Genomic DNA, 21,370 nt, shown 5'->3' with positions numbered 1-21,370 from the left:
CATTCCCGCAGCGGAATATTTCTCCCGCTCTAGCCCAGGATTTCGGCGAGGAACGTGGCCGTATGGCTGGTGGTGGACGTTGCCACCTGCTCCGGCGTGCCGGTGGCGACAATCTGCCCGCCGCCGGACCCGCCGTCCGGGCCGAGGTCCACGATCCAGTCCGCGCTTTTGATGACGTCCAGGTTGTGCTCGATGGTGATAACGGTGTTGCCCTTGTCCACCAGGCCCTGCAGGACCAGCAGCAGCTTGCGGATGTCCTCGAAGTGCAGGCCCGTGGTGGGTTCATCCAGCACGTACACGCTCCGGCCGTTGGACCGCTTCTGCAGCTCTGCCGCCAGCTTGACGCGCTGCGCCTCACCGCCGGAGAGGGTGGTGGCCGGCTGGCCGAGCCTGACGTAGCCCAGGCCCACGTCCACCAGGGTGTTCAGGTGCCGTGCGATGGGCGAGAACGCAGCGAAGAATTCCGCGGCCTCCTCGATGGGCATGTTGAGGACCTCGGCGATGGTCTTGCCCTTGTAGTGCACCTCCAGAGTTTCCCGGTTGTACCGGGCCCCGTGGCAGACCTCGCAGGGGACGTAGACGTCCGGCAGGAAGTTCATCTCGATCTTGAGTGTGCCGTCGCCGGAGCAGGCCTCGCAGCGCCCGCCCTTGACGTTGAAGGAGAACCGGCCGGGAAGGTAGCCGCGGACCTTGGCTTCAGTGGTCTCGGCGAAGAGCTTGCGGATGTTGTCGAAAACGCCCGTGTAGGTGGCGGGGTTGGAGCGCGGGGTGCGCCCGATGGGGCTCTGGTCCACGTGGACCACCTTGTCCAGGTGCTCAAGGCCCTGGACGGTCTTGTGGCGTCCTGCCACCTGCTTGGCGCCGTTGAGCTTGTTGGCCAGCACCTTGTACAGGATCTCGTTCACCAGGGTGGATTTGCCGGAACCGCTCACCCCGGTCACCGCGGTAAAGAGCCCCAGCGGGAATGCCGCGTCAACGTTGTTGAGGTTGTTCTCGCGGGCACCCACCACCTTGAGCTCGCGCTTCTTGTCGTATTTGCGCCGCTTCTTGGGAACATCGATGCTCTTGCGTCCGGACAGGTAGTCGCCGGTCAGGGACGCGGTGTTCTCCAGGAGCTCCTTGTAGGAACCGGAGTGCACCACCTGGCCGCCGTGCTCACCGGCGCCGGGTCCGATGTCGACGATCCAGTCGGCGACGTGGATGGTGTCCTCGTCGTGCTCCACCACGATCAGGGTGTTGCCCATGTCGCGGAGCCGGGTGAGGGTGTCGATGAGCCGCCGGTTGTCGCGCTGGTGCAGGCCGATGGACGGCTCGTCCAGGACATAGAGCACGCCCACCAGGCCGGAACCGATCTGGGTGGCCAGCCGGATGCGCTGCGCCTCGCCGCCCGACAGCGTGGCGGACGGGCGCTCAAGGTTCAGGTACTCCAGCCCAACGTCCAGGAGGAACGTCAGGCGCGCCTGGATTTCCTTGAGGACCTGGTGCGCGATCTGGGCTTCGCGGCCGGTCAGGACGAGGTTGTCCAGGAACGCGGCGCAGTCACGCATTGGAAGGGCAGCAACTTCGGCAATGGACTTGCCGTTGATGAGCACGGACAGGGACGCAGGATTCAGGCGCGCACCGTTGCAGGCAGGGCAGGGAATCTGCCGCATGTACTCCTCATACCGGTCGCGTGCCCAGTCGGAGTCGGTTTCGCCGTGCTTGCGGTGAACGTACTGGATGGCACCTTCGAATCCGGTGCTGTACTTGCGTTCCCGGCCGAAGCGGTTGCGGTACTGAACCACCACTTTGTGGTCCTTGCCGTGCAGGACGGTCTGGCGGACGTCCTTGCCCAGTTTCTCCCACGGGGTGTCCATCGAGAATCCGAGTTCCTTCGCCAGGCCCTCGAGGAGCCGGTTCCAGTATTCGGTGGTGGCAGTTCCCATCGACCAGGGGGCAATGGCGCCCTCGGACAGCGAGAGCTCCGGGTTCGGAACGATCAATTCCTCGTCCACTTCGAGCTTGGTGCCGATGCCGCTGCAGGCCGCGCACGCGCCGAAGGGGTTGTTGAAGGAGAAGGACCGGGGCTCGATCTCGTCGATGGCCAGCGGATGCTCATTTGGGCAGGCGAGGTTCTCGGAGAACGCGCGGATGCGTCCGGGATCATCTGCTTCAAGGTCCACGAACTCCGCCAGGACGCGGCCCTCAGCCAGCCCCAGCGCGGTTTCGATGGAGTCCGTGAGCCGCTGGCTGATGCCCTCCTTGACCACCAGCCGGTCCACCACCACCTCGATGGTGTGCTTGAACTGCTTGCCCAGCTTGGGCGGATCGCTCAGCTGGATGAGGTCGCCGTCCACCCGCGCCCGGGAGTAGCCCTTGGCGCTGAGTTCCTTGAAGAGGTCCACGAACTCGCCCTTGCGCCCGCGCACCACCGGGGCAAGGACCTGGAAGCGGGTGCCTTCGTCCAGCTCGAGCAGCTGGTCGACGATCTGCTGCGGTGTCTGCTTGGCAACGGGCTCGCCGCAGACTGGGCAGTGCGGCCGGCCCACGCGTGCCCAAAGAAGGCGCATGTAGTCGTAGATCTCGGTGATGGTGCCAACGGTGGAGCGCGGGTTCTTGCTGGTGGACTTCTGGTCGATGGAAACGGCCGGTGACAGGCCTTCGATGAAGTCGACGTCCGGCTTGTCCACCTGGCCGAGGAACTGGCGGGCGTACGCGGAGAGCGATTCAACGTAGCGGCGCTGGCCTTCGGCGAAGATCGTGTCGAACGCCAGCGAGGACTTGCCCGAGCCTGACAGGCCGGTGAAGACGATCATCGCATCGCGCGGCAGGTCCAGGTCCACGTTCCGCAGGTTGTGTTCGCGGGCGCCCTTCACCACCAGCCGTGACAGGTCGTGGCGCTGCACGATGCCGGTGGAGGGCTCGGTGACGGAGGTGGGTTCGATGGCGGTTTCTTCAGCTAAGGCTTTAGGCACCCAATAATGCTAATCGAAAACTTCTTCGAAGCCGCCACCCGCCAAGGCCCTAGCCGGCGTCGTAGGCTGCCGCCAGCAGCTTCACGGCTTCGGCAAACGTTGCCCCCTGCGACTTGGCGGCTTCGGCGTAGGCAGCGGCGGCCGCGGAGAGCCCGCTGAGACGTTCATCACGTGCGCTGACCACGGTCCCGTTCCGGCCGCGGGTTGCCACGACGCCGGCCGCCTCCAGCTCCTTGTACGCCCGCGCCACCGTGTGCGGGGCCACGTCGAGGCTTTCGGCCAGGACCCGGACGGCGGGGAGCCTCGTGCCCGGGGGCAGCGCACCGCTGTCGGCCAGGTGGATGATGCGGAGCCTTAGTTGCTCGTACAGCGCTACTGTGCTGGCGGTGTTGGGCTTCCAGGTCCCGGGGAAGTCGGGGACAGACCTCACCGGCCCGCCTCGAGTACCCCGGCGCGGCCTGGACGGGCAGCAAACTGGGCGTAGTAGAGCCGGGCGTAGTAGCTGTTGGCCGCCAGGAGGTTCTGGTGCGTGCCCTGCTCGACGATGCGTCCGTGGTCCATGACCAAAATTAGATCAGCGTTCCGTACGGTGGCCAAACGGTGGGCAATCACGAAACTGGTCCGGCCCTGCCTCAGCTGCTGTGTGGCCTGCCGGATCAGCAGTTCGGTCCTGGAGTCCACGGAGCTCGTTGCCTCGTCCAGGACCAGGACAGCGCGGCCTGCCAGCTGCGCCCGGGCAATGGTGACGAGCTGGCGCTGGCCCCGGCTGAGGGGTTCACCCCCGTCCTCGAGCACGGTGTCGTATCCGTCCGGCAGTGCCCGGACAAAACGGTCAACATGGCTGGCCTCTGCCGCGGCGAGGATGCCGGCCTCGGTGGCGCCCGGCAGGCCGTAGGCGATGTTCTCGCGGATGGTGCCCCCGAACAGCCAGGCGTCCTGGAGCACCACGCCGAACTGTGCACGCAGCCGGTCCCGGTCCATCAAGGCGGTATCGGTTCCGCCGATGGTGATCCGGCCCGAGGTTGGGTCATAGAAACGCATCAGGAGGTTCACCACCGTGGTTTTCCCTGCTCCGGTGTGGCCCACGACGGCCACCGTCTGCCCGGGCTCCACCCTGAACGAAAGGTTGCGAACGGCCGGGGACGAGCCCGGGTAGCCGAACGTCACGTCGTCGAACTCGATCGGTCCGCCGGGCGCCGGCAGTCCTGCGGCGGCGTCAGGGGCGGCAGCCTCCTCCGCTGCGTCCAGCAGGTCAAAAACGCGGGCGGCGGACGCGGCGCAGGACTGTATGACATTAAGCAGGCCGCCGATCTGTCCCACCGGCTGGGTGAAGAGCCGGCTGAACTGGATGAATGCCTGGATTCCGCCGATGGTCATGGCACCTCCTATGACCTGGAGGGCCCCGATGACGGCCACCGCGATGTAGTTCAGGTTGGACATCAGCACCATGAGCGGCTGGACGATGCCGGCTGAAAACTGGGCTTTGGTGGACGCCCGGGCCAGTCGCGAGTTGCTGCCCGCAAAAACGCCGGCTGCCCGGGACTGGTATCCGAAAGCTTTGATGACTTCATGGCCCGTGATGAATTCCTCGGCGTGCGCATTGAGCTCACCGGTTTCCGTCCATTGCCGCGCGTAATGCATCTGGGACCTGCGGGCCATGAGAACGGTGATGCAGGTGGACAGCGGCACGGTGGCGAGGGCGATGGCAGCCAGCAGCGGCGAGATCCAGAGCATCATGGCGAGCGAACCGGACAGCATCAGGACGGACATGATCAGTTGTGTCAGGAGCTGGTTCAGCGCCTGGGAGATGTTGTCGATGTCGTTGGTGGCCCTGCTCAGGAGGTCCCCGCGGGAGCTGTCGCGGTAGTAGGCGGCGGGCAGCCGGTGCAGTTTGTCCTCCACGGCAGCCCTCATGTTGTACATCAGCCCCTGGACGGAACGTGCTGTCAATGCGCCCTGGATCCAGTTGAACAGCGACGCGAAGACGTACATCACCGCCACTGCCGCGAGCAGCAGAACCAGGCGGTCCTGGTCCATGCCGCCGCCGGAGACACCATCAACCACCACATCCGTGGCGTCGCCCAGGTACTTGGGCGCGGCCACGTTCAGGCCGGCGAACGCGCAGGTGGCAGCCACGGCTCCGAACATCAGCCGCCGGAACGGCCGCAGCAGCCCCAGGAGCCGCCGGGCTGTGGGCCGGAAACCTGCGTCTGCCGCGCCGGCACCGGCAGGGACTGTCACCGCGGGCCGTCCAGGGCCAGCTGCGATTCCGCGATTTCCCGGTACGTGGACGACGTCTCCAGCAGCTCCCGGTGCGTGCCCTGCGCAACCACCTGGCCGCCGTCGAGCACCAGGATCAACTCCGCACCTTCGACGGTGGAGACGCGTTCGGCCACCACAAGGGTGCTGGCGGCCGCCAGTTCGGCGTCCAGCACCTGCCGCAGCCGCGTGTCCGTGTCGTAGTCGAGGGCCGAGAAGCTGTCGTCGAAAAGGTACAGGGATGATTTGCGGAGCAGTGCACGGGCTATGCAGAGCCGTTGGCGCTGGCCCCCGGACAGCTTGGTTCCGCCCTGCCCCACGGGCGTTTCGAGGCCAAGGGGCAATTCGCTCATGAAACGCATGGTCTGCGCCTTTTCAAGGACCTCCCACAGTTCCTCGTCCGAGGCGCCGGGTGCTGCCATCCGGAGGTTTGCTGCGATGCTGCCGGAAAACAGGTGTGAGTGCTGCGGCACTATGGACATGGCGCCGCGCAGCACTTCCAGGGGCATGTCCTTGATGTTGATGCCGTCGAGTGTAATGGCGCCTTCGGTGGTGTCGAGGAAGCGCGGGACCAGGTTCAGCAGGGTGGTCTTTCCGCTGCCCGTGGATCCCACGATGGCCGTGGTGGTGCCGGGCAGCGCTGTGAAGGTGACACCGGCGAGGACAGGTGCCTCGGCCCCGGGATAGGAAAAGCCGACGCCGGTGAACTCCACGGTGCCGCCCGGCGGGACGGACCTGCCGGGCCCGTCCTGGGGCAGCGCCGGAAGGACGCGGCCGGCACGTTCCCCGGGATCCGTCACCGAAGGCTCGGTGTCCAGCACCGCGCCGATCCGTTCGGCGCACACAGCTGCCCGCGGCGCCGTCATCAGGACGTACATCGACATCATGATGGCCAGCAGGATCTGCATGATGTAGGCGATGAACGCGGTGAGCGCACCGATGTTCATCTGGCCGGCCTGGATGCGCTGCCCGCCGAACCACACGATTGCCACCGAGGACAGGTTCACCACCAGCATGATCATCGGCAGCATGGCGGCCACGAGCAGGGCCGATTGGAGGTTGTTGGCAGTGAGGCCGCCGTTGACACGGGCGAAGCGGTCCTTCTCATGCTGCTGGCGCACGAAGGCCCGGATGGTGGTTACCCCCATGATCTGCTCCCGCAGGATGCCGCCGGCATGGTCCAGCAGGTCCTGCCCCTCGCGGTACAGCGGGATGAGGCGCCGCACGATGGCGGACATGATCAGCACGAGCAGCGGCACGATGACGATGATGACGCCGGACAGTCCCACGTCCTGCTGGAGGGCAAGGATGACCCCGCCCAGGCCCATGGCAGGCCCGGCGACCAGCATCGTGAGCACCAGGAGCGCGAACGCCTGGATTTGCTGGGTGTCATTCGTTGCCCGGGTGGTGAGGCTCTGGGTACCAAAGCGGGCCACCTCGCGCGAGGACAGGGACTGGATCTTCAGGAAGATCTCCGCCCGCAGTTGCTGGCCAAGCTTCATGGCAGTGGCTGCACCGAAGTAGCCTGCTCCGATGGCCGCGGCCGCCTGCACCGCGGCAATTCCCGCCATGACAAGGCCCAGGCGGTGGATGACCGGGGTGTTGCCTGGCACGATGCCATCGTCGATGATCGCCGCATTGATGGTGGGGAGCAGGAGGTTGGCGGCGGCCTGCACCAGTTGCAGGAGGACGACGGCGGCAGCGGAACCCTTGTGCGCCATGAGCAGCCGCCCCATGAGTCGGATCAGCAACGCACCTCCAGAAGGTCGGGAAACCTGCGGGGTGGCGGCAACCGTCCCCCACCAGCCACAACGCTCATTGTAAGGCAGATCACTTACTATTTTTGTCAAACGCGTGACCGCTTCAGTAGAGCCCGCCCTGCGAGTGGACGTGCTAGTTCTTGCGCCCCACCGCGAAGATCCGGCGGAAGGGGAAGACCGTGCCGTGCCGTCCCGGCGGGTAGGCGGTGCGGAGCGCCGCGGCATACTCTGCTTCGAATTCCCTGCCCCCGTCCAGTGACAAGACGGCAAGCGCGGGGCGCAGGGCCGTGCCGCGGACCCACTCAAGGACGGGGTCATCGCCCGGCAGGACCTGCTGGTACGTGGTTTCCCAGGCATCTGCGGTGCAGCCGGCGTCGAGCAGGATGTTAAGGTAGTCCGCCGGCTCCCCCACCGATTCCCCGCCCCGCAGCACGCCGTCGAGTTCCGGTGCCCAGCGTGCCGAGGCTGCAAGGTCCCGCAGCAATGTGTGGGAGGGCGCCCCGAAGTTCCCCGGCACCTGCATGCCGAACCACGCGCCGGGACGCAGGGCGGCCAGCCACTCCCGCATCAGGTCCTGGTGCCCGGGCACCCATTGGAGGGCGGCGTTACTGACCACCACATCGGTTTCCGCCGACGGCATCCAGCCCGCGATATCGATCCGCTCGAACCTCAGGCGCGGAAGCCGGGCGGCCACGGTGCCTGCCTTGTCCAGCATTTCCGCCGACGAGTCCACGCCCACCACCTCGGCTTCCGGCCACCGCCCGGCCAGCGTGGCTGTCAGGTTTCCCGGGCCGCAGCCCAGGTCCACCACCCGTTCCGGCCGGTCCGCCATGATCCTGCCGGTGAGGTCGAAAAACGGCCGGTTCCGGTAGTCGCCAAACTGGCCGTAGATCGCCGGATCCCATTTCATAAGCTTCCCCGCTGCCTGGTTGTGTCACAGATACCGCGAAGCCTAGCCGGGCATGCGGCGGATTTCCGGGAGCACCCTGGCACTAAGCTGGAAATCAATGAAACTCGTTGACCAGATGACCGATCTGCCCCGGAACTCCTCCGCCGCCGTCGATCCCGATGACCTGTACACCCGCTTTGTCGAATGGACGGAAAGCCGCGGCCTGGCGCTGTACCCGGCGCAGGACGAGGCCATCATGGAACTGGCCACCGGCGCCAACGTCATCCTGGCCACCCCCACCGGGTCCGGAAAATCGCTGGTTGCCATCGCCGCGCATTTCCAGGCCATGGCCCAGGGCCGGCGCAGCTACTACACGGCACCCATCAAGGCGCTGGTGTCAGAGAAGTTCTTTGCCCTGTGCGACATCTTCGGTGCCGAGAACGTCGGCATGATCACCGGCGACTCCGGAGTCAACCAGGACGCACCCATCATCTGCTGCACCGCCGAGATCCTGGCAAACACGGCCCTGCGGGAGGGCGCGGCAGCCGAGCTGGGCGCCGTCATCATGGACGAGTTCCATTTCTACTCGGATCCCCAGCGCGGCTGGGCCTGGCAGGTGCCGCTGCTGGAACTGCCGCAGGCCCAGTTCCTGCTCATGTCCGCCACCCTGGGCGACGTCACCCGGTTCGAGAAAGGCCTGACAGACCTCACCGGCCGCCCCACCACCACGGTGAGTTCGGCCGAGCGGCCCATCCCGCTGCACTTCTACTACCACGAGACACCGGTGCACGAGACGCTCGAAGAGCTGCTCACCACCAAACAGGTCCCCGTCTATGTGGTCCATTTCAGCCAGATCGAGGCGATCGACCGGGCCCAGACGCTAATGAGCATCAACGTCTGCACCCGTGAGGAAAAGGACAGGATCGCGGAGCTGATCGCGAACTTCCGGTTCGCCGCCGGCTTTGGCAAGACACTTAACCGGCTGGTCCGGCACGGCATTGGCGTGCACCACGCGGGCATGCTGCCCAAGTACCGGCGCCTGGTGGAACAGCTCGCCCAGGCCGGCCTGCTCAAGGTCATCTGCGGCACCGACACCCTGGGTGTGGGGATCAACGTTCCCATCCGCACCGTCCTGCTCACCGCTTTGAGCAAGTACGACGGCGTCCGCACCCGGCTGCTCAACTCACGCGAGTTCCACCAGATCGCGGGACGTGCCGGCCGCGCGGGCTACGACACCGCCGGGACCGTGGTGGTCCAGGCCCCCGAGCACGTGACGGAAAACGTCAAGGCGATGGCGAAGGCCGTGGCAAAGTTCGGCGACGACCAGAAGAAGCTGCGCCAGGTGGTCAAGAAGAAGCCCCCCGAAGGCTTCGTGTCCTGGGGTGAACCCACCTATAAGCGCCTGGTCGAATCCGTGCCGGATCCGCTCACGTCCAGTTTCACCGTCACCCACGCCATGCTCATGAACCTCATGGAGCGGCCCGGCGATCCCTTCGCGGCGGCGCGGCGGCTCCTGACCGAGAACCACGAGCCCCGCTCCTCGCAGCTGCAGCTGATGAAGAAGGCCCTCGGCATCTACCGCGAGCTGCTGGCTGCGGAGGTGGTGGAACGGATCCCGGCGGACCAGCAGGAAGCGGACGGCCGCAGCGTCCGCCTCACCGTCCACCTGCAGCCGAACTTCGCGCTCAACCAGCCGCTCTCCCCCTTCGCACTTGCTGCGCTGGAGCTCCTTGACCCGGAGTCGCCGTCGTACGCCCTGGACGTTGTGTCCGTGATCGAGGCGACGCTGGAAAAGCCCCGCCAGATCCTCTCCGCGCAGCAGAAGAAGGCGCGGGGCGAAGCCGTGGCCGCCATGAAGGCGGACGGCATCGACTACGACCAGCGGATGGCGATGCTGGAGGAGGTCACCTATCCGCAGCCGCTCGCGGACATCCTCGGGGAAGCCTTCGAGGTCTACCGGAAGGCGGCCCCCTGGGTGGGCGACTTTGAACTGGCGCCCAAGTCCGTGGTGCGGGACATGTACGAACGCGCCATGAACTTCGGTGAGTTCGTGCAGTTCTACGGGCTGGCCCGCTCGGAAGGCATCGTGCTGCGGTACCTTGCGGACGCCTTCAAGGCACTCCGGCAGACCGTGCCGCAGGACATGCTGCGGGAGGACCTCGAAGACCTCACCGCCTGGCTCGGCGAAATGGTGCGCCAGGTGGACTCGAGCCTCCTGGATGAATGGGAGGAACTGGCGTCCGGGGCCATGCCCACCCCGCACGACGCACCGCCGCTTCCCCCGCCGTCGCTCACCTCGAACATCCGGGCCTTCCGCGTGATGGTCCGCAACGAGATGTTCCGCCGCGTTGAACTGTTCGCTGACGAGGACGCGGCGGCCCTGGGCGAACTGGATGCTGGTTCGGGCTGGGACCGGGACCGGTGGGAAGACGCCCTGGACGACTACTTCGACGAGCATGACGACATTGGGACCGGTCCCGATGCCCGCGGCCCGGGGCTGCTCATCATCACGGAGGAAGCCGGCCTGTGGAAGGTGCGGCAAATCTTCGACGATCCTGCCCGGAACCATGACTGGGGCATCTCCGCCGAGGTGGACCTGGCCGCGTCGGACGAAACCGGAACCGCCGTGGTGCGGGTCACGGACGTCAACCGGCTCTGACGCAGGCATTGCCTACAGCAGGCAGAACGGGCCCGGCGGTAAGCTCGAACAATGAGTGTTATCCGCCCCGCAACCGAACACGACGTGCCCGCGATCCTTCGCATGATCCACGAACTGGCCCACTACGAGAAGGAACCGGACGCCGTCCGCAACACTCCGGAGATGCTGCGGCAGGTCCTCTTCGGTGAGAACCCGCGCGTCTTTGCCGCCATGGCCGAGAACGAGGCCGGAGACGTCCGGGGCTTCGCGCTCTGGTTCCTCAACTACTCCACCTGGGAAGGCGTGCACGGCATCTACCTGGAAGACCTGTACGTGAGCCCGGAGGCGCGCGGCGAGGGCCACGGCAAGGCCCTCCTGCAGCACCTTGCCGCCATAGCGGTGGAGAACGGCTACGCCCGGGTGGAGTGGAGCGTCCTGGACTGGAACGAGCCGTCCATCAACTTCTACCGCCGCCTGGGGGCCCGCCCGATGGACGGGTGGTCCACATTCAGGCTCACCGGTGACGCCCTCGAAAAGTTCGGCGGCGCCCCATCCGCCACCGCCGTCCCTGCAGCGGCCCATGGCTGAAGCAGGCCACGAAGTCCGTGCCCGGCACGAATTCCGGGGCATGCGCACGGTGGAGCACTACTTCACCGTGCCGCTTGACCACTCCGCACCGGACGGCGAGGCCATCACGGTCTTCGCCCGGGAGTATGTCTCGGCATCCCACAGCGCGGATTCGGCGCAGAACCTGCCCTGGCTGCTGTTCCTGCAGGGCGGCCCGGGCGGCCGCGGCAACAGGTTCGGCTCCCTCGGCGGTTGGGGCAAGGCTGCCGCGAAGGAGTTCCGGATCCTGATGCTGGACCAGCGCGGCACCGGGCTCTCCGCCCCCGTGGACCGCAACACCCTGCCGCTGCGCGGCACGGCGGCGGAGCAGGCTGCCTACCTGGAGCACTTCCGGGCGGATGCCATCGTTGCCGACGCTGAACTGATCAGGAAGGCACTCGGTTCGGGACCCTGGACAGTGTTCGGCCAGAGTTACGGCGGTTTCTGTGCGCTGACCTACCTGTCCTTTGCCCCCGGCGGACTGAAGGAGGTCCTCATCACCGGCGGACTGGCGCCCCTGACCGGCCCCGCCGACGACGTCTACCGGGCCACCTTCCAGCGGGTGGCGGCGCGCAACGCCGAGTACTTCAGCTGGTACCCGGAAGACCGCACCATGCTGGAGCGGATCGCAGGCCACCTGCGGACCACGCCGGAGTTCCTGCCCGACGGCGGCCCCCTCACCGTGGAGCGTCTCCAGATGCTGGGCGCGTTCCTGGGCGGCAACACCAGGGTGGACAGCCTGCACTACCTGCTGGAGGACGCCTTCACCGAAACCGCCGCGGGGCCGAGGCTCTCCGACCCGTTCCTTGACCAGATGCAGGGCATCGTCTCGCGCCGGTCCAACCCGCTCTATGCCCTGATGCATGAATCCATCTACGCGCAGGGCCAGGCAACCGACTGGTCGGCATGGCGCGTCCTGGCGGAGTACCCGGAATTCCGCCCCCACGCGGACCCGCTGCTGCTCACCGGCGAGATGGTCTACCCCTGGTACTTCGAGCAGGATCCTGCCCTCCAGCCCCTCCGCGAGGTGGCCGGGCTGCTCGCCGCGAAACAGGACTGGCGCCCGCTCTACGATGTCCGGCAGCTTGCCGCCAACCGGGTGCCGGTGGCGGCGGCCGTCTATTCCGAGGACATCTACGTGGACCGGAAGCTGTCCCTGGAAACGGCCGCCGCGGTCCGCGGGCTCGAGGTCTGGGAAACCGGCGATTTCCACCACGACGGCATTGCCGATGACGGTGAAGGGATTTTCAGCCGCCTGCTGGGAATGGCGAGGTCAGGCCGCCGCTGACGCCCGGCGCCCCGCCAAGCGGGTCACGAAGGCTGCGGCCAGGACGAGGGCGCCCACCACTCCGCCCAGCATGTTCAGCCCCAGGTAGCCGGTCCAGCCGAGCACCAGGCCGGAGACCGCGCCCCCTACTGCCCCCGCCGCGCCCATCAGCATGTCCGAGACGCCCTGCACCACCACACGGGATTCCTGTCCGACGCTCTCGGCCAGCAGGGTGGACCCGGAGACGGTCGCGGCGGACCAGCCCATGCCCAGCAGCACCAGGCCGACGGCGACGGCGGCCGTGGATCCCTGTCCAAATCCCGCCACAAGGACAGCGGTGATCAGCAGCATGCAGCCGATCATCACGGTCTCGGTCCGGCCCGCCTTGTCCGTCAGCCAGCCCATGACCGGAGACAGTGCGAACATGCCGGCGATGTGCAGGGAAATAGTGAAGCCGATGATGACCAGCACATCGCCGGACGCCGTATGGCCGGCGTGGGATGCCGCGGGTCCTTCCACGAGGTGCTGCAGGTGCAGCGGAGTCATGGACATAACGCCCACCATGACGGCGTGGGCCCCGACGACGGCGGCGACAGCCAGGAGGGCCATGCGGGAGCCGCGGATTGCCTGCAGTCCGCGCTTGAGCGATCCCGGCGGCCTCGAGGTGCCAGGGTGCGCAGGCTGCTGCCCCGGCTGCCGGGTCGTCCCGGGTCCCGGTGCCGCCGCAGCGGCGGAGGCGAGGTCACGGGCAAGCAGGAGCGGGTCCGGCCGGAGCCCGGCAAGCACCAGTGCGCAGGCGATCAGGAGGCCGGCCCCGGAAATCACGAACGGCCCGGCGATGGGCGGCAGGCCCACGGCCTGGCCCACAACGGTGCCGGGCTGGATGAGGTTAGGCCCGGCAACGGCCCCTACGGTCACTGCCCAGACGACGGTGGACAGGGCCCTGCCCCGATGTTCGGCATCTGCGAGGTCCACGGCGGCGAACCTGGCCTGCAGGTTCGCGGCGGTCCCCACTCCAATGCCCGCGGCGCCCAGCACGAGCAGGACAAAGATCCCGGTGACCACGGCCAGGACCATCAGCACCGTGCCAGCCAGGGCGGCGGAGAGGCCGGCCAGCTGGCCCATCCGCCGGCCCCTGCGGTCCGCCAGCGAGGCGAGCGGCAGGGCGGCCAGTGCCGCCCCGAGGGTCATGACCGTCGCCACGGCGCCCGCCCACGCGCTGGAGCCGGACAGTTCAACGGCGAGGATCGAACCAATGGACACTGTTGCCCCCGTGCCGATTCCGCCAAAGACCTGGGCGGCGGCCAGCAGGGCGACGGTGCGCCGCTGCACCCGCCGCACATCGTCGTCGGTCATCACCGTGGGGGCCATGGACAGAGCATAGTCCCCGGCGGCGGCCTCCCAAAGGGGTAATTAAAGAGCAGCAGTCCCGGCCGCTCGCGTGGCCGGGACTGCTGCTGATATTGGGCTGGGAGACGTTAGTCGACGTCGCTGTGGCTCTTGCGGGCGTCTTCTTCCAGGCGCGGATCCAGGTGCGCCACCTTGGCCTTGGAGCTGACCAGGCTGGCGATCACCGCGATGATGATGGTGCCGACAATGACGGCCAGGGACACGAACGTGGGGATCTCGGGAGCCCATTCGATGTGCTGGCCGCCGTTGATGAACGGCAGCTCGTTGACGTGCATGGCGTGCAGCACGAGCTTGACGCCGATGAACGCCAGGATGAAGGACAGCGCGTGCTTCAGGTAGATCAGGCGGTTCATCAGGCCGCCCAGCAGGAAGTACAGCTGGCGAAGGCCCATGAGGGCGAACAGGTTGGCGGTGAACACGATGAACGGGCTCTGCGTCAGGCCGAAGATGGCCGGGATGGAGTCCACCGCGAACAGCAGGTCCGTGAGGCCGATGGTGATGAACACGATCAGCATGGGGGTGAAGACCTTCTTGCCGTTCACCGTGGTGCGGAGCTTGCCGCCGTCGAACTTCTCCGACATCGGGATGACCTTGCGGATCTTGGCAATGAGCGGGTTTTCCCGGTCTTCCTCGTCTTCGCCCTCGTCCTGGGCCTGCTTCCATGCGGTCCACAGCAGGAACGCGCCGAAGATGTAGAACACCCAGCTGAACTGCTCGATGACGATGGCGCCGAGCAGGATGAAGATGCCACGCAGGATGAGCGCGATGATGATGCCCACCATCAGCACTTCCTGCTGGTACTTCCGGGGCACCGAGAACCTGGCCATGATGATGATGAACACGAACAGGTTGTCGATGCTGAGGCTGTACTCCGTCACCCAGCCGGCAACGAACTGGCCGCCGTATTCAGGGCCGGTGAAGGCGAACATGGCCCCGGCGAAGACCAGGGCGAGGGTGACGTAGAAGGCCACCCACAATCCGGCTTCCTTCATGGAGGGCTCGTGGGGACGGCGGACCACCAGCAGGAGGTCGATGAGGAGGATCAGGCCGAGGACGACAAAGGAGCCGACCTCGAACCACACGGGCAATTCGAGCACAGGGTAGCCTTTCGCAGGGTACAGAGATGCAGTGTAAGTCTCTCCGGCCTGCCAGTGCACTTGGTGCTGATGCGGCGGCCCGCTACGCCCGGCGGGGCAACCATGCCCTGCGTGTTGACGATCGTAGCGCTCGGGATACTCCCCTACGTGACCTTAACTGTACATGAGCCGGGAGCGTTGCCGCTCCCGGCTTACGTTGGGTGTCGCCCGGGCGACGGGTCAGGCGTGCCCCGCCGCCTGCATCTGGCGCAGTTCCTTCTTCAGTTCGCTGACCTCGTCGCGGATCCGGGCGGCCACCTCGAACTGCAGTTCCGCAGCGGCCCCGTGCATCTGCTCGGTGAGCTGCTCGATGAGCCCCACCAGGTCCTCAGCAGGCGCAGCAGCCAGTCCGTCGGCGCGGACCTGCGCTGATGCCTTGGCTCCGGACTTGCTGCGCTTGGCACCCTTGGCCAGCCTGTTATTGTTCAGGAGTTCCTGGGTGTCGGCGTCTTCCCGGGCCAGTTGGTCGGTGATGTCCGCGATCTTCTTCCGCAGCGGCTGGGGGTCCACGCCGTGCTCGGTGTTGTAGGCCACCTGGATGGCGCGGCGCCGGTTGGTTTCATCGATGGCGCTGGCCATGGAATCGGTAATCCGGTCCGCGTACATGTGGACCTGGCCGGACACGTTACGCGCTGCGCGGCCGATGGTCTGGATCAGGGACGTGGAGGACCGCAGGAAGCCTTCCTTGTCCGCGTCCAGGATGCTCACCAGGGACACCTCCGGAAGGTCCAGGCCTTCCCGGAGCAGGTTGATGCCCACCAGGACATCGAAGCTGCCCAGCCGGAGCTCGCGCAGCAGCTCGACGCGCCGGAGCGTATCGACGTCGGAGTGCAGGTACTCCACCTTCACACCGTGGCTCAGGAGGTAATCCGTGAGGTCTTCCGCCATGCGCTTGGTCAGCGTGGTGACCAGGACGCGCTCGTCCTTCTCCACGCGTGTCCTGATCTCGCCCAGGAGGTCGTCGATCTGGCCCTTGGTGGGCTTGACGATGACCTCCGGATCCACCAAGCCGGTGGGCCGGATGATCTGCTGGACGAAGCCGTCCGCCTTGCCGAGCTCGTATTTACCGGGCGTGGCGGACAGGTAGACGGTCTGGCCGATCCGCTCCAGGAACTCGTCCCATTTCAGCGGCCGGTTGTCCATGGCGGAAGGCAACCGGAATCCGTGGTCCACCAGGGTCCGCTTGCGGGACATGTCGCCTTCGTACATAGCACCGATCTGCGGGATGGTCACGTGGGATTCGTCCACCACCAGCAGGAAGTCGTCCGGGAAGTAGTCCAGGAGGCAGTGCGGGGCGGATCCTCCGGCGCGGCCGTCGATGTGGCGGGAGTAGTTCTCGATGCCGTTGCAGAAGCCCATCTGCTGCATCATTTCGAGGTCGTAGGCTGTGCGCATCCGCAGGCGCTGCGCTTCCACCAGCTTGTTCTGCCCCTCCAGGACGGCCAGCCGTTCGGCCAGCTCGTCCTCGATGGACTTGATGGCGCGGCTCATGCGTTCCGGGCCGGCCACATAGTGCGACGCCGGAAAGACGTACATTTCCGTTTCCTCGCGGATGACTTCGCCGGTGACGGGGTGCAGGGTGTAGATGTTCTCCACTTCGTCCCCGAAGAACTCGATCCGGAGCGCGAGTTCCTCGTACATCGGGATGATTTCGACCGTGTCGCCGCGCACCCGGAACGTGCCGCGGTGGAAGTCCATGTCATTGCGCGCATACTGCATGGAGACGAACTTGCGCAGCAGCACATCCCGGTTCATCTCCTGTCCCTTGCGGAGCGTGACCATGCCGGCGATGTACTCTTCCGGCGTGCCCAGGCCGTAGATGCAGGAGACCGTGGCCACCACCACAACGTCCCGGCGGGTCAGCAGCGCATTGGTGGCGGAGTGCCGGAGGCGCTCCACTTCCTCATTGATGGACGAGTCCTTCTCGATGAAGGTGTCCGTCTGGGGAACGTACGCCTCAGGCTGGTAGTAGTCGTAGTAGGAGACGAAGTACTCCACCGCATTGTTGGGCAGCAGCTCCCGGAACTCGTTGGCCAGCTGCGCGGCGAGGGTCTTGTTCTGGACCATCACCAGGGTGGGGCGCTGGACCTGCTCGATGAGCCAAGCGGTGGTGGCGCTCTTGCCGGTGCCGGTGGCGCCGAGCAGCACCACGTCCTTCTCGCCGTTGTTGATGCGCTCCGTCAGCTCCGCGATGGCGGCCGGCTGGTCACCCGCAGGCTTGAACTCGCTGATGACCTCAAACGGCGCTACAACACGGTTAATATCCTGCGCAAGGCTCATGGATCTAATCTACAACCGGGCACCGACAGAACGGGCCGAGTCCGTTACGGGCGAACAGGGCAGCGGGTGGCGCAGGTTTCAGGACGCGTACGACGGCGGCTGCCACCCTGCGCTTTCGGCCCACCGTTCCATGGGTTCTTCGGCATTCCGGAACCACTCCTCCTTGGCCTCCGCGTAGCCTTCGGTGGTTGGGTCGCCTGCATGCTCTTCGGCCAGCCGCCGCTTGAGTGCCAGGTAACCGGCGGCGGCGTCCGGATCGGCGCGCAGCCAGTCCCGGAAGCACAGGGCGAACCGCCATCCGGGCGACCCCGCAGGCCGCACATGCAGGTTGACGTCGCGGCCGGGGTCGGCGCTGGCATGGAACCGCTTGTACCAGTCCTCCGGCCGCGGATGGCCCGGCTTGGGGGCATCTGCGGAACTGCCCGGAACGAAGGGGAACCCGGCGGCGGACAGGATCGGGGCCAGGGTGTCTGCTGCGGCAAGGTCAGGGACGGCGAGCTGGAGGTCGATGACGTCCTTGGCGTCGAGGCCCGGCACTGACGTCGAACCGATGTGCTCCAGGCTGAGGCCGTTGACGTCCACCTCCTCCTGGCGGGCAAGGGCGGCATGGATCCGGGCCACGATGCGCCGTGCCTCCTGCGGCCATTCCGGGCGGGACGGGAGCAGGACGGGTCCGCCTTGCCGGGCGGCGCGGACCCCTTGTGCGATGTTCAGCGCAAAGGGCTGCAGGCGTCCTTTCCAGAGCCGGTCCACCTGCTCCAGCAGTTCCGCGACGCTGCCCGAATTGTCCAGGACCACGTCCGCGGCGGCCAGCCTGTCATCCCGGGACGCCTGGGCCTGGATGCGGGAGCGGGCGGCCTCCGCGGTCATCCCCCGGTGCTCGAGCATCCGCTGCACGCGCACGTCCTCCGGGGCGTCCACCACCACGACCAGATGGAAGTCGCCCCCCTGGCCGGTCTCCACCAGCAAGGGGATGTCCTGCACCACCACGGCGTCGTCCGCGGCGGCGGCCACGATGGCCGCGGCGCGGGACCGGACAAGCGGGTGGACAATCCCGTTGAGGGCCGCAAGCCGTTCCGGCTGCCCGAAGACCAGCGCGCCGAGACGGGCACGGTCCAGCCGTCCGCCGTCGTCGAGCATCTCCGCGCCGAACTCGGCCACGATCCTGGCCAGCCCCTCGGTACCGGGCTCCACGACTTCACGGGCCAGCGCGTCCGCGTCCACCAGGACGGCGCCCAGCTCCTCCAGCCGCGCGGCCACCATTGATTTCCCTGAGGCGATTCCGCCGGTCAACCCGATCTTCAGCACGGTTCCCACCCTATCCCCCACCGCAGCCCTACCCTCGCTGCGCTCGGCCATGGATTCCGGGCGGCGTGGGCCCACCCACCATGGCTAGACTGGGCCGGGTGCATGAGCAAGAGAGCAGGGCGGCGTCCTACACCACCCTGGCCGCGGGTCCGGACTTCCGCCACGAGCTGGAGATCAAGCGTTCGCGGTTCATCACCGTCCTCCGGCGGGCCGGCAACGAAGAGGATGCCCGGGACCTGGTGTCAGGCCTCCGCCGGGAGTTCCACGACGCCCGGCACCATTGCTCCGCGTTCATCATCGGACCGGACCGGGACATCCAGCGGTCAAATGACGACGGCGAGCCTTCCGGGACGGCCGGAATACCGATGCTGGAAGCCCTGGCCAAGAGGGAAACCGCGCCCGGGGTGGCGGATCTCAGCGACGTCAGCGCCGTTGTCGTGCGCTATTTCGGCGGCGTGCTGCTGGGAGCGGGAGGCCTGGTCCGCGCCTACTCGGAATCGGTCTCCTCAGCGCTGTCGCTGGTGCCCCTGGTGCGGCGCAGCCGGCTGCGCATTTGTTCCGCGGCGGTATCCCACGCCGCAGCAGGCAGGCTGGAAAACGACCTCCGGGCCGCCGGTTTCGTAATGGCCGGGACCAGCTACGGCGCCCGGGACACGGTCCTGCGCCTGGCTGTTGCCGATAACGCCGACGCGATCGCCGCTGCAGCGGAACGGCTGCAGGTGCTGACCGCCGGCAGCGTTGAGCTGGCCCCGGAGGGAACGGAGTGGGTGGATGCGGCCCTTGCCTGACGTGTCCCTGGTGGACGTGGACGACGCCGTCATGGAGTCGCTCCTGGCCCTCGCAAAGCGGGACGCGTCACCGGACGAGGTGGCTCCCCCGCTGGGCGGGCCCGGCTGGACCCCGGAACGCACCGCATGGTTCCGCAGCTACCACCGGGCCGCGGCTGAAGGCCTGGACGGGAAGGCCGCCGAGAAATCCTGGGGCATCCTCAGCGGCGTTGACCTGGCCGGCTCTATCCGGCTTCGCCGGCTCGAGCCGGGCCACGGCGTGGCAGGCCCTGAAGAACGTGCCGTGGCTGAGACGGGGATCTGGCTGGGCAGGAGCTTCCGGTCCCGGGGCATCGGGAGTGCCGCGCTCCGCCTGGTCCTGGCCGAGGCCCGGAAGGCAGGACTGGCGCGGGTGGTCGCACGCACCCTGGCAGGCAACGGAGCGGCGCAGCATCTGCTTGCGTCGGCCGGCGGGCACCTGCAGCCCCAGGACGACGGAACTGTCCTCGCCGTCGTCGAACTTTCATCCGGCAGTTAAACGCACAATGGGCCCCTGCTTCCGCAGGGGCCCATTGTGTCAGCCCGGGAATCCGGGCCGGCGGCAATTAGTTGCCGGTCAGCTTCTCGCGCAGGGCGGCAAGAGCCTCATCCGAAGCCAGGGTGCCGGCGCCGGTGTCGGCGGCAGCAGGCTCGGAGGAGTAGCTGGTGGCGCCGGAGTCGCTGTCACCGGACGTTGCAGCTGCAGCGTCGTCGGCAGCGTGCTGGGCAACCTGCTTCTTGTGTGCTTCCCAGCGGGTCTGGGCGTCAGCGTACTGCTGCTCCCAGGCGGCGCGCTGGTTCTCGTAGCCCTCGAGCCATTCGTTCGACTCGGGGTCGAAGCCCTCGGGGTACTTGTAGTTGCCCTCTTCGTCGTACTCTGCGGCCATGCCGTACAGAGCGGGATCGAATTCGGTGCTGTCGGCGTCGACGCCCTCGTTGGCCTGCTTGAGGGACAGCGAGATGCGGCGGCGCTCGAGGTCGATGTCGATGACCTTGACGAACAGCTCGTCGCCAACGGAGACAACCTGCTCGGCCAGCTCCACGTGGCGGACGGCCAGCTCGGAGATGTGGACCAGGCCTTCGATGCCGTCTTCGACGCGGACGAACGCACCGAACGGAACGAGCTTGGTGACCTTACCCGGAACAACCTGGCCCAGGGCGTGGGTGCGGGCGAAGGTCTGCCACGGGTCTTCCTGCGTAGCCTTGAGCGACAGGGAGACGCGCTCGCGGTCCAGGTCGACCTCGAGAACCTCGACGGTGACTTCCTGGCCAACCTCGACAACCTCGGACGGGTGGTCGATGTGCTTCCAGGACAGCTCGGAAACGTGAACCAGGCCGTCTACGCCGCCCAGGTCCACGAAGGCACCGAAGTTGACGATGGAGGAAACGACGCCGGGACGGACCTGGCCCTTTTCCAGCTTGTTGAGGAAGGTGGAGCGGACCTCGGACTGGGTCTGCTCGAGCCAGGCGCGGCGGGACAGCACAACGTTGTTGCGGTTCTTGTCCAGCTCGATGATCTTGGCTTCGATCTGCTGGCCGATGTACGGAGCCAGGTCGCGCACGCGGCGCATCTCGACGAGGGATGCGGGCAGGAAGCCGCGCAGGCCGATGTCGAGGATAAGACCACCCTTGACAACCTCGATGACGGTACCGGTGACAACACCGTCTTCTTCCTTGACCTTCTCGATGTCGCCCCAGGCACGCTCGTACTGAGCACGCTTCTTGGAGAGGATCAGACGGCCTTCTTTGTCTTCCTTGGTGAGCACCAGGGCTTCGACCTGATCGCCGACGGAGACAACTTCTCCGGGATCAACGTCGTGCTTGATGGACAGCTCGCGGGAGGGGATGACACCTTCGGTCTTGTAACCGATGTCGAGCAGGACTTCATCGCGGTCGACCTTGACGACGGTACCTTCGACGAGGTCTCCGTCGTTGAAGTACTTGATGGTGGCGTCGACTGCTGCGAGGAAGTCCTCAGCGGTACCGATGTCGTTAATCGCGACTACGGGGGTACCGGGCTTCTCGGTGGAGGTGATGGTCATGTAGTAGGGGCTCCG

General features: G+C 66.8%; 15 protein-coding genes. 5 read left to right on the top strand and 10 right to left on the bottom strand.

Annotation, left to right across the window (positions count from 1 at the left end):
• Positions 1 to 29: 29 nt before the first annotated feature.
• From uvrA to ACJJV6_RS16915, 5 genes are all read right to left on the bottom strand, one after another.
• Complete coding sequence (uvrA, locus tag ACJJV6_RS16935; protein WP_009357649.1) at positions 30 to 2,954, bottom strand: excinuclease ABC subunit UvrA; 2,925 nt, start codon at positions 2,952 to 2,954, stop codon at positions 30 to 32.
• Positions 2,955 to 3,003: 49 nt separating this feature from the next.
• Positions 3,004 to 3,384, bottom strand: a complete 381-nt coding sequence (locus tag ACJJV6_RS16930) for a GntR family transcriptional regulator (protein ID WP_009357648.1) — start codon at positions 3,382 to 3,384, stop codon at positions 3,004 to 3,006.
• A complete protein-coding gene (locus ACJJV6_RS16925; RefSeq protein ID WP_354176970.1) occupies positions 3,381 to 5,102 on the bottom strand; it encodes an ABC transporter ATP-binding protein in 1,722 nt (573 codons plus the stop codon). The genes ACJJV6_RS16930 and ACJJV6_RS16925 overlap by 4 nt, the downstream gene beginning before the upstream one ends.
• 89 nt (positions 5,103 to 5,191) lie before the next feature.
• A complete protein-coding gene (locus tag ACJJV6_RS16920; RefSeq protein ID WP_009357646.1) occupies positions 5,192 to 6,949 on the bottom strand; it encodes an ABC transporter ATP-binding protein in 1,758 nt (585 codons plus the stop codon).
• Between the two features lie 157 nt (positions 6,950 to 7,106).
• On the bottom strand, positions 7,107 to 7,883 hold the full coding sequence (locus ACJJV6_RS16915) for a trans-aconitate 2-methyltransferase (protein ID WP_009357645.1): 777 nt from the start codon (positions 7,881 to 7,883) through the stop codon (positions 7,107 to 7,109).
• Positions 7,884 to 7,980: 97 nt separating this feature from the next.
• On the opposite strand from ACJJV6_RS16915, the gene ACJJV6_RS16910 reads away from it, so the two are divergent.
• Genes ACJJV6_RS16910 through ACJJV6_RS16900 form a run of 3 tightly spaced genes read left to right on the top strand, consistent with a single transcriptional unit; the run spans position 7,981 to position 12,394 of the window.
• Positions 7,981 to 10,521 (top strand): DEAD/DEAH box helicase, encoded by a 2,541-nt coding sequence (locus ACJJV6_RS16910; RefSeq protein ID WP_407709459.1) that lies wholly within the window; start codon positions 7,981 to 7,983, stop codon positions 10,519 to 10,521.
• A 51-nt stretch (positions 10,522 to 10,572) separates the two neighbouring features.
• Complete coding sequence (locus ACJJV6_RS16905) at positions 10,573 to 11,088, top strand: GNAT family N-acetyltransferase (RefSeq protein ID WP_035752535.1); 516 nt, start codon at positions 10,573 to 10,575, stop codon at positions 11,086 to 11,088.
• Positions 11,081 to 12,394: an alpha/beta fold hydrolase gene (locus ACJJV6_RS16900; RefSeq protein WP_354176934.1), complete on the top strand. Its 1,314-nt coding sequence runs from the start codon at positions 11,081 to 11,083 to the stop codon at positions 12,392 to 12,394. The genes ACJJV6_RS16905 and ACJJV6_RS16900 overlap by 8 nt, the downstream gene beginning before the upstream one ends.
• Here ACJJV6_RS16900 and ACJJV6_RS16895 read toward each other — a convergent pair.
• From ACJJV6_RS16895 to coaE, 4 genes are all read right to left on the bottom strand, one after another.
• Positions 12,380 to 13,744, bottom strand: a complete 1,365-nt coding sequence (locus ACJJV6_RS16895; protein ID WP_009357642.1) for an MFS transporter — start codon at positions 13,742 to 13,744, stop codon at positions 12,380 to 12,382. The genes ACJJV6_RS16900 and ACJJV6_RS16895 overlap by 15 nt on opposite strands.
• A 107-nt stretch (positions 13,745 to 13,851) precedes the next feature.
• Positions 13,852 to 14,880, bottom strand: a complete 1,029-nt coding sequence (locus ACJJV6_RS16890; RefSeq protein ID WP_035752533.1) for a TerC family protein — start codon at positions 14,878 to 14,880, stop codon at positions 13,852 to 13,854.
• Between the two features lie 219 nt (positions 14,881 to 15,099).
• Positions 15,100 to 17,199: an excinuclease ABC subunit UvrB gene (uvrB, locus tag ACJJV6_RS16885; RefSeq protein ID WP_009357639.1), complete on the bottom strand. Its 2,100-nt coding sequence runs from the start codon at positions 17,197 to 17,199 to the stop codon at positions 15,100 to 15,102.
• Positions 17,200 to 17,277: 78 nt separating this feature from the next.
• Positions 17,278 to 18,507: a dephospho-CoA kinase gene (coaE, locus tag ACJJV6_RS16880; RefSeq protein ID WP_035752550.1), complete on the bottom strand. Its 1,230-nt coding sequence runs from the start codon at positions 18,505 to 18,507 to the stop codon at positions 17,278 to 17,280.
• Between the two features lie 80 nt (positions 18,508 to 18,587).
• On the opposite strand from coaE, the gene ACJJV6_RS16875 reads away from it, so the two are divergent.
• Together ACJJV6_RS16875 and ACJJV6_RS16870 are read left to right on the top strand one after the other, a co-directional pair.
• Positions 18,588 to 19,295: a YigZ family protein gene (locus ACJJV6_RS16875; protein ID WP_354176972.1), complete on the top strand. Its 708-nt coding sequence runs from the start codon at positions 18,588 to 18,590 to the stop codon at positions 19,293 to 19,295.
• Positions 19,279 to 19,812, top strand: coding sequence for a GNAT family N-acetyltransferase (locus ACJJV6_RS16870; RefSeq protein WP_009357637.1), 534 nt, complete (start codon positions 19,279 to 19,281; stop codon positions 19,810 to 19,812). The genes ACJJV6_RS16875 and ACJJV6_RS16870 overlap by 17 nt, the downstream gene beginning before the upstream one ends.
• Positions 19,813 to 19,879: 67 nt before the next feature.
• Here the strand turns inward: ACJJV6_RS16870 and rpsA are convergent, their stop codons facing one another.
• Positions 19,880 to 21,355 (bottom strand): 30S ribosomal protein S1, encoded by a 1,476-nt coding sequence (gene rpsA / locus ACJJV6_RS16865; RefSeq protein ID WP_009357636.1) that lies wholly within the window; start codon positions 21,353 to 21,355, stop codon positions 19,880 to 19,882.
• Between the last annotated feature and the right edge of the window lie 15 nt (positions 21,356 to 21,370).

Source organism: Arthrobacter nitrophenolicus (assembly GCF_045833485.1).
Classification (GTDB): domain Bacteria; phylum Actinomycetota; class Actinomycetes; order Actinomycetales; family Micrococcaceae; genus Arthrobacter; species Arthrobacter nitrophenolicus.
The sequence above is the reverse complement of the archived record's forward strand: the minus strand, read 5'-3'. Positions and strand labels throughout refer to the sequence as shown.

Coding starts and splice junctions, on each gene's coding strand:
- ACJJV6_RS16920 (WP_009357646.1), bottom strand. CDS start 6,949: ATGGGGCGGCTGCTCATGGCGCACAAGGGTTCCGCTGCCGCCGTCGTC.
- ACJJV6_RS16915 (WP_009357645.1), bottom strand. CDS start 7,883: ATGAAATGGGATCCGGCGATCTACGGCCAGTTTGGCGACTACCGGAAC.
- ACJJV6_RS16905 (WP_035752535.1), top strand. CDS start 10,573: ATGAGTGTTATCCGCCCCGCAACCGAACACGACGTGCCCGCGATCCTT.
- ACJJV6_RS16925 (WP_354176970.1), bottom strand. CDS start 5,102: ATGTTCGGAGCCGTGGCTGCCACCTGCGCGTTCGCCGGCCTGAACGTG.
- ACJJV6_RS16895 (WP_009357642.1), bottom strand. CDS start 13,744: ATGGCCCCCACGGTGATGACCGACGACGATGTGCGGCGGGTGCAGCGG.
- ACJJV6_RS16870 (WP_009357637.1), top strand. CDS start 19,279: ATGCGGCCCTTGCCTGACGTGTCCCTGGTGGACGTGGACGACGCCGTC.
- rpsA (WP_009357636.1), bottom strand. CDS start 21,355: ATGACCATCACCTCCACCGAGAAGCCCGGTACCCCCGTAGTCGCGATT.
- ACJJV6_RS16910 (WP_407709459.1), top strand. CDS start 7,981: ATGAAACTCGTTGACCAGATGACCGATCTGCCCCGGAACTCCTCCGCC.
- ACJJV6_RS16900 (WP_354176934.1), top strand. CDS start 11,081: ATGGCTGAAGCAGGCCACGAAGTCCGTGCCCGGCACGAATTCCGGGGC.
- uvrB (WP_009357639.1), bottom strand. CDS start 17,199: ATGAGCCTTGCGCAGGATATTAACCGTGTTGTAGCGCCGTTTGAGGTC.
- ACJJV6_RS16875 (WP_354176972.1), top strand. CDS start 18,588: ATGGCTAGACTGGGCCGGGTGCATGAGCAAGAGAGCAGGGCGGCGTCC.